The organism is Aliinostoc maniaoense (genome assembly GCF_058172895.1).
Map to the genome: position 1 here is coordinate 3,062,579 of NZ_CP187952.1, position 13,791 is coordinate 3,076,369.

At 38.6% G+C, this 13,791-nt stretch carries 8 protein-coding genes; 4 read left to right on the forward strand and 4 right to left on the reverse strand.

Annotated features, from left to right (window positions below; all coding sequences use genetic code 11):
* Positions 1 to 12: 12 nt before the first annotated feature.
* Positions 13 to 978 (reverse strand): SDR family oxidoreductase, encoded by a 966-nt coding sequence (locus tag ACPZ3T_RS13500; protein ID WP_490276868.1) that lies wholly within the window; start codon positions 976 to 978, stop codon positions 13 to 15.
* A gap of 594 nt (positions 979 to 1,572) precedes the next feature.
* Between ACPZ3T_RS13500 and treZ the strand changes: the two genes are divergently transcribed.
* Positions 1,573 to 3,393, forward strand: a complete 1,821-nt coding sequence (gene treZ, locus ACPZ3T_RS13505) for a malto-oligosyltrehalose trehalohydrolase (protein ID WP_490276869.1) — start codon at positions 1,573 to 1,575, stop codon at positions 3,391 to 3,393.
* 11 nt (positions 3,394 to 3,404) lie between these two features.
* Positions 3,405 to 6,209, forward strand: coding sequence for a malto-oligosyltrehalose synthase (gene treY, locus ACPZ3T_RS13510; protein WP_490276870.1), 2,805 nt, complete (start codon positions 3,405 to 3,407; stop codon positions 6,207 to 6,209).
* A 79-nt stretch (positions 6,210 to 6,288) separates the two neighbouring features.
* On the opposite strand, the gene ACPZ3T_RS13515 is transcribed toward treY, so the two are convergent.
* Positions 6,289 to 6,537 (reverse strand): type II toxin-antitoxin system RelN family antitoxin, encoded by a 249-nt coding sequence (locus ACPZ3T_RS13515; RefSeq protein ID WP_490276871.1) that lies wholly within the window; start codon positions 6,535 to 6,537, stop codon positions 6,289 to 6,291.
* A gap of 494 nt (positions 6,538 to 7,031) precedes the next feature.
* Here ACPZ3T_RS13515 and ACPZ3T_RS13520 point away from each other — a divergent pair, with 494 nt between their 5' ends.
* Complete coding sequence (locus ACPZ3T_RS13520; RefSeq protein ID WP_490276872.1) at positions 7,032 to 7,211, forward strand: high light inducible protein; 180 nt, start codon at positions 7,032 to 7,034, stop codon at positions 7,209 to 7,211.
* A gap of 349 nt (positions 7,212 to 7,560) precedes the next feature.
* Here the strand turns inward: ACPZ3T_RS13520 and rpoD are convergent, their stop codons facing one another.
* Positions 7,561 to 8,736, reverse strand: coding sequence for an RNA polymerase sigma factor RpoD (rpoD, locus tag ACPZ3T_RS13525; protein WP_490276873.1), 1,176 nt, complete (start codon positions 8,734 to 8,736; stop codon positions 7,561 to 7,563).
* Between the two features lie 1,440 nt (positions 8,737 to 10,176).
* On the opposite strand from rpoD, the gene ACPZ3T_RS13530 reads away from it, so the two are divergent.
* On the forward strand, positions 10,177 to 10,353 hold the full coding sequence (locus ACPZ3T_RS13530) for a hypothetical protein (RefSeq protein WP_490276874.1): 177 nt from the start codon (positions 10,177 to 10,179) through the stop codon (positions 10,351 to 10,353).
* A gap of 62 nt (positions 10,354 to 10,415) precedes the next feature.
* On the opposite strand, the gene gyrB is transcribed toward ACPZ3T_RS13530, so the two are convergent.
* Positions 10,416 to 13,658 carry a DNA topoisomerase (ATP-hydrolyzing) subunit B gene (gyrB, locus tag ACPZ3T_RS13535; RefSeq protein ID WP_490276875.1) on the reverse strand — a complete coding sequence of 1,081 codons (3,243 nt, stop codon included), beginning with the start codon at positions 13,656 to 13,658 and terminating at the stop codon, positions 10,416 to 10,418.
* Positions 13,659 to 13,791: the final 133 nt, after the last annotated feature.

The window sequence follows — 13,791 nt, forward strand, 5'->3', positions numbered from 1 at the left end:
CTCCTCTCGCTTTTAAGACATTGGTAAGCCAATTTTCTGGGCTGCGTCTTTTGCCATATCCCAAATATCTTGTCTCATCCCATCTTGAACTAACCAATTACCACTGACACCTGTATAATCTTGCATGGCCTCGAAGACGTTGCCGTCGGTGTGGGGGGCTGGTTTGTAATCTTGGAAGTGGTCTTTATCTACTTGGTTTGCCATTACACGTTCAAATACGTCGGGGGCTAAGGTTTTCTGTAAAAGTGCTAAGTAGACTGCTTGACCCACAACGATTTCTCTCTGTGGTCTTTCTACTAAGCCCACAATTGCCTCCGCAACTTGTCTAGCAGGATAGACGGGTGTCATGGCTTTGGTTTGGCGACCTGTGTAATTGGCTGCGTGTTGAAATATGGGTGTATCAATTGAACCGGGTAAGACGGTGCAGACGTGAATATCAGGGGCATGGTCTAAATATAATTCCATGCGTAGGGAGTCGGAGAGTCCACGAATTGCATACTTACTGATTGTGTAGGGAATTGTGTATGGTTGTCCCGTTACGCCAACCACTGAGGAAACGTTAATTAAGTTGCCGTTACCTTGTTCCCGAAACAGGGCTAGGGCAGCACGCGCACCGTGAATATAACCAAATAAATTAGTTTCAATTACTCGCCGGAAGGCTTCCATCGGTGCATTGTCAAACCTTGCAAACAAGCTGACGGCGGCATTGTTCACCCACACATCCAACCGCCCAAAGGATTCAATGGCGCGCCGGGCTAAAGCTTGCACATCTGATTCAAATGTTACATCTGTTCGCACCGCTACAGCCCTTCCCCCTAGCTGTTCACACTCTTGGGCTACTTCCTTTAAAGCACCTTCCCGTCTTGCTGCTAGGAGTAATGTTGCCCGTTGTTTAGCAAACTCCAATGCTGTAGCCCGTCCGATGCCGCTTGATGCACCTGTAATAACTATGACTGAACTGTGTATTGGTCGTGGCATATTCTTTTCTCCTTGCGCTGATTTTGACTCTATTTGATGATTGATATCTTTTAAACTGGATTTTTTGAGTGGTTTGCTATTATTTCTATTGCCCAAACATAGGTTTTAATTTTTGATGATTTATTACTTTTTTATTACTGTCTTGAGATAGAAGTTTCGTCAATGTTGTAATTGCAGCCAAAATACATTTTTTGATCAGTGAATACTAGAACATAGGAAGATTTGCCAATTAAAACCGACTCAAATAATAGGTGCTAAATTGCGGCTTGATTTGCAAGAAATCCACATTTTTAAGATTTATATTGCGCTAATATTGTCCATGCAAGCTTATGTTATTAATTGCTATCTCTAATTTGTAATTGAAAAGTTTTTTATTTTATATCCGTGAAAAATATATATTTTGTTTGTAAGAATTGCAGTGTCAATTATTACAATTGTTTTTAATTGGTGATGAGTTGTGAGCGCATTAATACTATATATTTGTCTTACTTATGATGGACGTAATATCATCCTTGCCTACATATATTCAAATTAAAATTACGCACTCTACTAACTGCGGCTAAGGAAAATTAGCACTAATGAACAGGAATTAATATGAAAATAGGGGCTAATTATTTAGGTGATGGCTATTGTGAATTTACAGTCTGGTGTCCGTATTTAAAAAATGTTGCTTTAGAAATTGTGTCACCACAAAAACTTGTCATACCAATGCAACAGCAAGGACATTATTGGCACATTACGGCTACTAATATTGAGCCAGGAACATTATATTTTTATCAATTAAATGGCTGTGAATCTAGACCTGACCCAGCATCAAATTTTCAACCCTATGGTGTACATGAAGCTTCACAAGTAATCGACCATAGTTTTAACTGGAATGACGCTAATTGGTCTGGTATTCCTTTAACAGCCATGATTATCTATGAAATTCATGTTGGGACTTTTACGCCAGAAGGTACATTAGAAGCGATAATTCCCCGACTGCAAGATTTAAAAGATTTAGGTATAAATGCAATTGAATTAATGCCAATAGCGCAATTTCCAGGAAGACGTAATTGGGGTTATGACGGAGTTTATCCCTTTGCGGTGCAAAATTCCTATGGTAGTCCTAAAAAATTAAAGCTATTAGTTGAAGCCTGCCATCAACAGGGAATTGCAGTCATTTTAGATGTAGTTTATAACCATTTTGGCCCGGAAGGTAATTACATGAGCCACTTCGGGTCTTATTTTACTCAAACCTATCGTACTCCTTGGGGAAGTGCCATTAATTTTGATGATGCTGATAGCTATGATGTACGGCAGTTTTTTATCCAAAATGCGCTTTATTGGTTGCAAGAATATCATATTGATGGACTGCGGTTAGATGCTATTCATGCTATCTATGATTTGGGGGCTAAACATTGTTTGGCAGAACTTGCAGAAAATGTTGGTGTATTTTCTCAAACCCAAGGAAGGAAAGTTTATCTAATTGCTGAAAGTGATTTAAATGACCCTAAAGTAATTCGTCCTGTAGAGTTGGGTGGCTATGGAATTGATGCCCAATGGAGTGATGATTTTCATCATTCATTATATACATTATTGACAGGCGATCGCACTGGCTACTATGCTGATTTTGGCAAGTGCAAACATTTAGTTAAAGCCTATAAAGATAGTTTTGTTTATGACTGGAAATATTCCCATTTTCGTCAACGATTTCACGGCAATTCAGCTAGCGATCGCCCACCACATCAGTTTATAGTTTCCAATCAAAATCATGACCAAATAGGTAATAGAATTTTCGGTGAAAGATTATCTAAATTAGTATGCTTTGAATCTTTAAAATTAGCTGCTGGTGCTGTTATCTTATCTCCTTATATTCCTCTGTTATTCATGGGTGAGGAATATGGCGAAGAAGCACCTTTTATGTATTTTGTCAGTCACTCTGACCTGGATTTAATTCAAGCTGTCAGGGAAGGACGTAAGCGAGAATTTGCTGAGTTTCATGCTGTAGGTGAACCACCTGATCCAGAATCACTAGAAACGTTTTCAACGTGTAAATTAAACTGGGAAAAACGTCAAGAAAGCCAGCATAAAGTTCTTTATAATTTTTACAAGAAATTAATTCAAATACGTCAGCAAAATTTGGATTTAATTACAGGCGATCGCCAAAATTTAGCAGCAGGTTGTATAGAAGATAAAAAGTTTGTTTGGTGGTTAAGACATAACAAAGTTCATGAAATAATTTGCTTGATGAATTTCCATAAGAACGACATTAATATCCCTAATAATTTTATTGACAATCAACACCAAAAAATTTTAGATTCTGCTGACAATATCTGGTTGGGATGTGGTTCTAATTTACCATTAGTAATTAATTCAAAGCCAGAATTAACTTTACGTGGTCAAAGCCTGGTAGTCTACGAAAAAATTAACTAAAGTTTGAATTTATGCGTATCCCTATAGCTACTTACCGCATACAATTTAATTCTCAATTCCCCTTTAAAGCAGCTAAAGAAGTCATCAACTATTTAGCAGAATTGGGAATATCTGATATTTACGCTTCACCGATTTTTAAAGCTAAAATAGGTAGCACACATGGCTATGATATTGTTGACCCCAATCAATTAAATCCCGAATTAGGCACTCAAGAAGATTTTTTAGCATTAATTGCAGAATTACAACAGCACCAAATGGGTTGGTTACAGGATATTGTCCCCAACCACATGGCTTATGATAGTCAAAATCAATATCTGATGGATGTTTTAGAAAAAGGTACAAATTCCATCTATGCTAACTATTTTGATATTGCTTGGAATGCTTCTACAGGTAATCTTTTTGGCAATAATCAACAGCCGATTTTAACTCCTCTACTCGGTAAGTTTTATGGAGAATCTTTAGAGAATGGCGAGATTCAACTAAAATACGACCAAACGGGATTAACTGTTAATTATTATAATTTGAGTTTGCCAGTTAACCTAGAATCTTATGCTACTTTCTTGAGTCAAAACTTAAAGGAGTTAGCTAAGAATTTAGGCAGAAAACATCCCATATTTGTCAGGCTTTTGGGTATATTGTATATGGTTAAGCATATACCTCATGATGCAACCCCCACGGAAAGACAAGACCAAATAGATTTTGTGAAAGGACTGTTGTGGGAACTTTATGTAGACTATCCTGAAATCAAGACATTTATTGATGAGAATATTCACTTATTTAATGGTGAAGTCGGTAAAGCAGAAAGTTTTAATCTTTTAGACAGTTTGCTTTCTGAACAGTTTTTTAGGCTGTCATTTTGGAAAGTGGGTGCAGAGGAAATTAATTACCGCAGATTTTTTACCATCAATGAGTTGATATCTCTAAAAATAGAGGATGAAAAAGTATTTAAAAATACTCATCATTTAATTTTTAAGTTAGCTAAACAAGGTCTATTTACTGGGTTAAGAGTTGACCATATAGATGGATTATATGACCCCAGACAGTATTTACAAAGATTGCAAGAAAAAACAGGGAATATATATCTATGTGTTGAAAAAATATTGCAATCAGGAGAAAAGTTACCTGATGATTGGCAAATTCAAGGGACTACAGGCTATGATTTCTTAAATTATGTCAATGGTATTTTCTGTCAAACCAAAAATCAAGATGCTTTTACTCAAACTTACTATCAAAATACAGGATGGAGAACTCCCTATGAGCAAGTTGTCACCGATAAAAAACATTTAATGATTGAAAGAAACTTAGCTGGAGACATTGATAATTTAACTTATCTGTTGAAGAAAATAGCTAGCAAACATCGTTATGGTAATGATTTTACTATTAATGGCTTAAAAAGAGCGATCGCAGAAATTCTTTCTCGTTTTCCTATCTATCGCACTTATATTAATCAAGATGGTTTAACAGCAGCAGATAGTCCATATATTCAAGAAGTAATTCAACAGGCAAAATCCCATATTCCCTTACTACACCATGAATTAAGTTTTATTGAAAAATTACTTTTATTAGAACATGAAGATTCTCTCACACCAGAAGAACAAGACCAACGCCTTTATTTTGTTATGCGGTTGCAACAATACACAGGCCCATTGATGGCTAAAGGTGTAGAAGATACTGCTTTATATGTTTATAACCGTTTTATTTCTTTAAATGAAGTTGGCGGAAATCCTGATTGTTTTGGGATTAATATTCATGATTTTCATGATTTTAATCAACAACGACAAGCTCGTTGGCAGCATACCATGAATACTACTTCTACCCATGATACCAAGCGGGGTGAAGATATTAGAGCTAGACTAAATATTTTATCAGAAATACCTGAAGAATGGCAAACACAAGTAAATAAATTCTATGAACTAAATCAGCAACATAAAACGAGTGTTAGAAAAAATCTTTTTATGCCAGATGCTAACGATGAATATTTATTTTATCAGATGTTAGTAGGAGCATTTCCATTCTTTGAACACGAGTATAATAATTTTTGCGATCGCCTTAAAGATTATCTCCTCAAAGCCATTCGAGAAGCTAAGGTTTATACAGCATGGTTAAGACCGAATATTACTTACGAAAATGCTGTAATTGACTTTGCCACCAAAGTTTTAGAACCTTCAGCAAGCAATCAATTTTTACAAGAATTTATCCCTTTTCAAAAGCGCATAGCTGACTATGGTGTTTTCAATTCACTTTCACAAACTTTACTAAAAATTACCTCTCCAGGGTTTCCCGACTTTTACCAGGGAACAGAACTTTGGGATTTTAGTATGGTTGATCCTGATAATCGTCGTCCAGTTGATTTTGACATTCGTAAGTCTTATTTACAAGATATTAAATCGCAAATTTCTATAGATATTCTCAAATTGATTGAGCAGTTGTTATCTACTAAAGAAGATGGTAGAATAAAAATGTTTTTGATTCTGCAAGCTTTAAAATTTAGGGCAAAATATTTACAGGTTTTCCAACAAGGTCGCTATCAAGCTTTAGCAGCAAGGGGAAAATTCAAAGACCATATTATTGCTTTTATAAAAAGCTATGAAAACAACAATATTATTACCATCGCTCCTCGCTTCTTGACTGATTTAATTCAACCTGGAGAATATCCATTAGGTACAAAAGTTTGGGGTGATACTTGCATTGATTTCCCCCTAGACACAACTGTAAATTGGATAGATGGGATAACTGGAAAGATGGTAAAAGTAGACAGAACTTTGTGCGTTGGTGAAGCTTTAAAATATTTTCCGGTCAGCCTGTTAGGTTCTTAGAGTGCGATCGCCTTAAACAACGCTGTTACAATCAGGGTATACTCGATCGCCTATTCTTCCTGATGTTGCTCAAAATCAGCTAATATTTGTTTAATTTCTGCTGCTGATGCCAAAGTTGAGAGACAGGTACAGTATTTCCATTCATCGCATCGTACCAACCTTGACGAAAACTTTCTTTTGCTGACTCGACAAGTTCCTCATCCTCTTCATTCTCTTCTGTAATGAGGACAATGACTCGGACGCGGCTGTGTTTTGCTATGGTTAACGGTTCGTCTAAGGAAAGTTGACCAAGTTCATTAACAGTTCCTTGAACCTCAATTGCTTTCATTGGTGTGAATCTGAGTTTGCTGTTAATAGTATAGGACTTTGCTTATGCTGCGTGGCGAGTTGAAGTTTAAAATAAGGCGATCGCTCTTAGCGGGTGTTTAGCAACTTCCAGAAAACAAACTATCCAATTTATTGTTTTTGAGTCACAATAGACACATATAATCCAACTGATGCAATTAATTACTAATTACTAGGGATTCCAGCTTTATTTATCAGGCTTTTATGGATATCTTTGGGTATTTTTTGCTAAAATAGTTGATAAATTATTTCAATAATAACAATTATTTACACAACAACTTGCTGGTCATAGTTGGTGTGTGTACTCACTCTCTCTATCACAAGATAGATATATCAAGTTCTCTACTTGAAAACTACAACTCTTGGCTGAATTTATAGCGAAAAAAGTATTAATGAATGTTGCATTTTTGAAAAACATTGTTATATTAGTTTACATAAAGCAATATTTATTAGCAAATTTAATTTGGAGTTCCAATCATGACAGACACAACAAAAATCTCTGCTCCTGTAATCGAAGACCGTAATGCTTGGCGTTGGGGCTTTACTCCCCAAGCCGAAATTTGGAATGGTCGCTTGGCAATGATTGGCTTTTTAGCGGCTGTATTAATTGAATTGTTCTCTGGTCAAGGTTTCTTGCATTTCTGGGGTATTCTCTAATACCAATTGATTAGTATGCGACAAATCGATCATCAGGTTGATACTAGCCTGGTGTTTAAATATCAAAAGTAGTTCGGAACTCTATCTGTGATGGAAACCGAATAGTGCGGCTTGTAGTTAGTCCAGTAAGATGTAAATCTTACAAAGCTAAAAATATTTGACGATATTTTTAGTAACTATAGGTTTTAAGATGTCAGATTGCTTAGTAATAATAAAGAGATAAACAAAAAACCTGGGAGATCAACTACCCCCCAGGTTTTTTATTTTTGTTTATCAATAGTCCAAAGTCCACAGTCAAGAGTGAAACAGTTTGATTATTGACTATTGACTATTGAAGATTCAGGTTTGATTAGCGAATATATTCCTTAAGTACGCTGTTGCGATTGGGATGGCGTAGCTTACGGAGTGCTTTAGCTTCTATTTGACGAATCCGTTCACGGGTGACATTGAAAATTTGCCCGATTTCTTCTAAGGTCTTCATGCGTCCGTCATCTAAACCATAACGGAGTCTGAGGACATCGCGTTCACGGGGGCTGAGACTGTCGAGAACTTTTTCGAGGTCTTCACGCAGAAGATTTTTAGAAACTTGGTCTTCTGGGGTTTCACCGTCGGATTCAATAAAATCACCTAAGCGGGAATCTTCTTCTTTGCCAATAGGTGTTTCTAAGGAAATCGGTAATTGAGCAGATTTAGCAATGAACCGTAATTTCTCGATGGTCATTTCCATGCGAGTGGCGATTTCTTCTTCTGTGGGTTTGCGTCCCATTTCTTGAGACAGCAGTTTGGTGGTTTTTTTGATGCGGGAGATGGTTTCGTAGAGGTGAACTGGTAGACGAATTGTGCGGGATTGGTCAGCGATCGCGCGTGTAATAGCTTGGCGAATCCACCATGTAGCATAGGTAGAGAATTTATAACCTTTTTCATGGTCGAACTTTTCCGCCGCCCGAATCAAACCAAGACTTCCTTCTTGAATTAAATCTTGGAATGATAAACCGCGATTCATGTATTTCTTAGCAATCGAAACTACAAGACGTAGGTTTGATTGCACCATCTTGTCTTTTGCTCTGCGACCAATGTGCAGGCGGTAACGAAACGCAGGTAATGGTAGCTGTACTGCTTCTGCCCATTCTTTATATTCGGGTTCACGCTCTAACTGATCTTGCAGGCGATCGCGTACCCGTTCTAATTCCAATAAATCGGCAATTTTGCGCGCCAATTCAATTTCTTCGTCAGCACGTAAGAGCCGGATTCGCCCGATTTCTTGCAAGTAAAGACGAATCGAGTCCTCGGTGTAGTGTTTCTTCTTGCTTTGTGTCCGACGACGCGATTTAGCGGCTTTTCCAGACTTTGCGTCGTCCTCATCAGACTGAGGCTCTAAAAAATCATCAATTTCGCCTTCATCGGTAAGCAGCAAGTCCTCTTCTTCATCAATTAAGAGGTCTTCTAACTCGATTTCTTCAGGCTGATTCATTATTTCTAGGTCAGGCTGATAAATGCTATCGAGTACGTTGTTAGCCTGGTTCATGCCGCGTTCCTCATGCTCCTTGCAGAATCAATTACTCAAGACTTGGTTACTGCTCTTTTTAAACTGAGACAGTTGGTAAAAAAATAGGGTTTTAGATTGATTGCCCTGGTGTTTTTCGGAAGTTTTGATCTTCCTTAATCAATGGGAAAAGCCGCACTAGATGCTGACTTACTCACCTACAACGCCAGCTAAAATTGTCGCTCTCGCATACAATTGTTAACTCGCTTGCCTCAAAACAAGATGTGCCTTGATAAAAAAATTTACCACTCTGTACAAATGAATTATGACTGTTGGCATATTTTCCTATAAAGACTGTTCCGATTGTAGCCTGTTTCACAAAAATTGCACTCTTTTTGTGTGTTAATCATGAAGTCATTAAGCAAGGTAAAGCCACCAATATCAAAAAGACATTAAACATGGTAGTGTTGCACTTAAATTTTCTCTAAAGTTTTTTTGAATTGCAATGGCATTATCTTTACATTTTCAGGAATTTAAAGCTGTCTTTACATAATTTTAGGTATTATGTAAAACACGAATTACCTAGAAATAGTGTATTTCATGTTAACTTATTCCAGAATCATTGAGTCACCCATTTTTACATTTCCTTCATAAAAGAGTCAGTCCGGAGAATTGGGTAAGACTTCCCACTAAATCAAGACACCAATAGAGGCAGTTCTGGTCTAGAAAGACTGAACTTTTTACGTGTCAAACACTTTAACTAGTTAGTAAAGGTTTTGCACACTACTCAAATGGCAGTTAATTGAGATTTGAGTAACTCAGCCTTATTCACACATTAGCGCAATGCTGAGATTTCAAACCTCCGAATCTTGACAAAGTTTGATTATTGTATCCAAGGATATTTTAATCAATTCAAAACGGATTTGACAGTTGAAATTAGATAGATTTGCTGACTTAAAGCAAAACTTTATCAAATACAGACAAAACTATAGCTCTCAATAAGTTAAAAAAAGAACATATCAGCTAGCTAGTAGCAGATTATTGTCTAGTTTGAGGATTTAGGAGAAACCGAAGCTTAATTTTGGTCTTCATATTAAGTTTAAAGGTATTTTGAATTTGGCAGCTTGTCAAAAAATTGTAATAAATTCCTCTTATGTCCTGGAAAATATGATGATTTCGTCATCTTGGATGCTGTAGATACTCCCATAGTGATACTAGTTTGATGAATACACAGCTTTGCTATCCCAGCTTAACAAATGCCATTTCGGATGGTGGCGTGAATGAGCTTAGTAGGCAAAAATTAATATTCTTTTGAATTACTCCAGCAATAACAAAGCATATTTAACCAAATTCAAAAATTTACTTGACAGAAAATATTTTTTGTGCATTGTAATATCAGCAAAAATTGATGATCTACTTAATAATTACTTAATGTATATTATCAAACAATTTTCCTTAACAAAAAAACAAAAAAATTTCTCTGTGGGTGGGTGGTGGGTAGTGGGGAGGGAAGGGAGACACGGGAAGGGGGACAAGGGAGACAAGGGAGACGAGGGAGACAAGGGGGACGAGGGAGACAAGGGAGACAAGGGAGACGAGGGAGACAAGGGAGACGAGGGAGACAAGGGAGAAATATGCACCGCAAGGTTAATCACATAGTGAAGGGTAATTGATATTTATCAATTACCCTTGAGTAAGTTTATGTGAAGCTGATGAGGTGATTAGATATCAAGATCATTGAGGTTGAGCTTAGAACCGTAGGTTTCGATAAATTCGCGTCTGGGTGCGACACGATCGCCCATTAAAATTGTAAAGATGCGATCAGCTTCGGCAGCATCTTCAATTTCTACTTGCTTGAGGGTGCGAGTTTGGGGATTCATGGTGGTTGTCCACAGTTGTTCGGGCATCATTTCACCCAAACCTTTGAATCGCTGGATGGTATAGTTGGCGTTGGCTGGGAACTTGGCTAGTATGTCTTGCAATTCACGATCGCTATAACAATATTCATGATTGCGTCCCCGTTCGACTTTATACAATGGTGGGCAAGCAATATAAATAAAGCCTTGTTCAATGAGCGATCGCTGATATCTATAAAAGAATGTCAGTAAAAGTGTACGGATGTGCGCTCCATCTACGTCAGCGTCGGTCATGATGACAATCCGATGATAACGTAGTTGAGTGGAGTCAAATTCTTCACCTTTTACGCCTAAACCCAAAGCTGTAATTAACGCTTGAACTTCGTTATTCTTATAGATTTTTGAGTCGTCAGTTTTCTCGATATTGAGAATTTTACCGCGTAGAGGCAGGATAGCTTGAGTGCGGCGATCGCGTCCTTGTTTTGCACTGTTATGGACGAATACACCAGCAGCTATAGCGAAGTTATGAGTGTTGGGAACTTCAATGTCATAAACATCGGCTGGTGCTGCTAAACGTTCAATGCTGACGACACGGTGATTGTAATTTTTCACGACTTCCCGCGCTCTGACTCTGCTACCTTGGAAATAGCGATCACAGAATGTCTCCCAACGTAACATTGACTTGTCGCCTGTTTGTCGGCGATACAGTCGATAAGCTTCTAAATCTAAGCATCCCAATTGCAGTTCTACTTCCTTCAAAGCTGCTAAGGTTTTGAAGTAGTAAGTTTTTTCTAGTGCCTCTCGACGTTTAGCACGAAATTCTGGTGTCCATTGTTCTTTAGTTTTTTCCCGTCGCCACTCTAGTAAAGTTTCATCTTGCCATTGTTTCTGGGCTAATTCTGAAAGTACCCGACGCGCTTGAGGATTATTCGCAAAATACTCTTGTACTCGTTGCGACTGGGCGAGACGATTTGCTTCATCACTCCAATATTCTTGCTGGGCGTGATTGAGCAGCGCATTGTTTTCTAAACGATAATTTTCGTTAGTTTCATAAAACTCGCGCCATTTAGCCGTCATAAACGCTTTATATGCTTCATCTTCCCATTGTGCTTTTGCCTGCTGGGAAAGAATTTCTCGCGTTTTTTCGTCGCGCATCCGTTCACTCATGAAGGCGCGAAACTCTTCACTCTGGTGAATTTGACGGCTTTTTTCAATTACATCTGGACGATGCAGGGTTTTTTGGATGTTTTGGCGATGTAGTTCTAAGTGCGCCTCTTGTGTCATCCGCTTAATGTTGTTTGGGTTGTTGTTGAGTTTATTGAAATCAACATGATGACGATGACTACCATCAGAGGATGGATATACCCCATGCTCCAGATTATGAAAATCTGCTAAAAGATGAGTGTAAATCCATTTGTCGTTTAAGGGATTCCAAACCATTTCATAGCCATTGAGTCCCGTTCCTCGCTCACTTTTGGAGGAAAGTTGGCGATGAAAGGGCATTAAGGAATCTTCTGGAGTCAATAATGCTGCTGCTTTATAAGTACCATCACGTAACATGAAGGGGTGATCAGGTGTGCAGATAATTTCTTCCCCATTATCTAATGTTAGTTTAATTACCTCTGCATTAGCTTTGGTCATACGGGCATTAATTACCCTTTCTATACCCATATTGCCGCTTTCTCGGATGGTGTAGCAGAAATGTTCTTTACCCATTTCCTGCTCTGCAACCAGTTCTTTGAGCGTAATATTACGTCCATCCGTAAGTGGAATTACTGTGTATCCAAAAAAACAACCGCCCGCACTGTCGCCTTCGACGATAAATATCTCGGATTCTCCGGGGTCGCGGGAGCTACAATCGGCTAATTTACCGGGTAATGGGGAAGATTCTAGTACAGATTTACGTCTGACTAATTCCCGTGCGTGGCGTGCTGCTTCTGCGGCTTTGAATGCTTGGATAGCTTTATCTAAAATCGAGTCCGCAATGCTGGGGTGAAATTCTAGGTATTCTGTTAAAACTTCTCCCACCAAGGAATCAACAATACCTCTGACTTCGGTATTACCGAGTTTAGTTTTGGTTTGTCCTTCAAATTCGGGGTCTGGAACTTTTACGGAAATTACCGCCGTCAAACCTTCGCGGACGTGTTCACCACTGAGGTTAGGTTCGTTTTCTTTAATTTTATTCCGTTTGCGAGCGATCGCATTTAAGGTTCTCGTTAAAACCGCCTTCAAACCCTCTAGGTGTGTACCACCGTCAACAGTCCGAATATTATTGGCAAAACCCAACACGTTGTCTGTATAAGCATCGGTACACCACTGCAAGGAAACTTCTATTTGAACGTTATTGCGTTCCCCCTGTACATAGATAATTTCTTCGTGCAGTGGTTGCTTCTCACGGTTCATGTAAGCGATATATTCCCGAATCCCACCCTTATATTCGTAGCTTTCTACCTTGGGTGTATCGCTTTTAAGCAGTTCTAGACGGTTATCGGTGAAAGTGATTTTTACTCCCGCATTCAAATACGCTAATTCCCGTAACCGTGCTGCGAGGGTAATGTAATCAAACTCAGTTCCAGTAGTAAAGATTTGATTGTCTGGCTTGAATTTAACAGATGTTCCTGTTCTCCCTTCTTTATCAGGCTTGGCGATGAGTTCCGTGACTGGAATACCCCGTTCATATCGCTGGGTGTGAACTTTTTTATCTCGCCAAACTGTGACTTCTACAACTTCCGATAAAGCATTAACAACAGAAATCCCAACCCCGTGCAAACCCCCAGAAACCTTATAACCACCGCCACCAAACTTACCGCCAGCGTGCAGTACAGTTAACACGGTTTCTAGAGCCGATTTCCCTGTGCGTGAGTGAGTATCGGTAGGAATCCCCCGACCATCATCTGTGACTGCCACTGAACCATCAGCATTGAGGTCAACTTCTATATGAGTACAGTAACCTGCTAAAGCTTCATCAATAGAATTATCTACTACCTCATATACTAAATGGTGGAGTCCTCGCGGCCCGGTAGAACCGATGTACATCCCCGGTCGTTTGCGGACGGCTTCCAGACCTTCCAGAACTTGAATCTGATCGGCACTGTAACTGCTCGTCATGAAAATTCTCCTGATGCGTGGGGTTGAAATCGCCCAAAGGCTAAAAAGTCAAAACACACCAAAATTTTAACACAAAAGGCTTGATGGCGACTGTAGGGCATTTTTATGAGAAGTTTATATAGGGGATGTATCC